Source organism: Ensifer sp. LC11 (genome assembly GCF_001695835.1).
Taxonomy (GTDB): domain Bacteria; phylum Pseudomonadota; class Alphaproteobacteria; order Rhizobiales; family Rhizobiaceae; genus Ensifer.
The window spans coordinates 1-1,153 of record NZ_MBSO01000059.1 but is presented as its reverse complement, the minus strand read 5'-3'; the positions used below and the strand labels follow the sequence as shown (position 1 = coordinate 1,153).

Genomic DNA, 1,153 nt, shown 5'->3' with positions numbered 1-1,153 from the left:
CCCGGGTTGGCCGCAGCCGAGACGGTTTCGATCGTTGCCGAACCGCCTTCGGCAGCAGACGCGAAGGAGGCGGTGCGCACGGTGATGACGCGCTTTTCTTCCGTCGTCTGCACCGTCTGAATGGCGTTGCCGGCGTAGATCGGGCGCCGATAAGTGTCGGCCGAGACGACCTCGATGATTTCCGAAACCTGGCTGACGTCGAGCAGCGCTGCAACGCGCGGCATGACGTTCTTGCCGACCGAGGTCGCAGCCGCGACGATCGTGTCGTAGTTGCCGGCGAGCGAAACGATCAGGGCTGCCAAGGGCTCGGCGAGGTTGTTGGCAAGCGAGGCGTCGTCGGCGACGAGCACCTTGGCGACGCCCGCAAGCTTGGCGGCCTGTTCGGCCGCCGCCTTGGCGCCGGCGCCGGCGACCAGCACATGCACGTCGCCGCCAATCTTGGAGGCAGCGTTCAGCGCCTTGGCGGCCTGGTCGGAAAGGTGGTTGCTGTCGTGGTCAGCCAGAAGAAGAATGGCCATGATAATGTCTCCCTTTGCTTCGAGCTCAACGATCCGTTCCGGATCGGAGCTCCAGGATTGTTGCTTGGTTCATGCGTTTGTCCGGAAACCGGTTCCCACTTTCCGGACGCATGAACTCAGAGCACGCCGGCTTCGGTCTTGAGTTTTTCGACCAGCTCGGCGACCGACTTGACCTTGATGCCGGCCTTGCGGCCCGACGGCTCCTCGGTCTTCAGCACCTTGAGGCGGGCTGAGGTGTCGACGCCGAAATCGGCCGGCGACTTCTTGTCGAGCGGCTTCTTCTTCGCCTTCATGATGTTCGGCAGCGAGGCGTAGCGCGGCTCGTTCAAACGCAGGTCGGTGGTGACGACTGCCGGCAGTTTGATGTCGATGGTCTGCAGGCCGCCGTCGACTTCGCGGGTGACGGTTGCCTTGCCATCCGATATCTCGACCTTGGAGGCAAAGGTGCCCTGCGCCCAGCCGAGCAGCGCCGACAGCATCTGGCCGGTCTGGTTGCTGTCGTCGTCGATCGCCTGTTTGCCGACGATGATCAGGCCCGGCTGTTCGGCCTCGGCGACGCCCTTGACGATCTTGGCGACGGCGAGCGGCTCGACCTGGTCTTCGGTCTCGACCAGGATGGCGCGGTCAGCACCCAT

The 1,153-nt window shown here is 64.2% G+C and carries 1 protein-coding gene and 1 pseudogene; both read right to left on the bottom strand.

Features of this window, described 5'->3' with window-relative positions; genetic code table 11:
- A pseudogene (locus BBX50_RS26790) lies at positions 1-518 on the bottom strand (electron transfer flavoprotein subunit alpha/FixB family protein); the annotation flags it as partial.
- A 116-nt stretch (positions 519-634) separates the two neighbouring features.
- Positions 635-1,153: electron transfer flavoprotein subunit beta/FixA family protein (locus BBX50_RS26785; RefSeq protein ID WP_065774652.1), on the bottom strand; the 519-nt coding region annotated here is incomplete at its 5' end.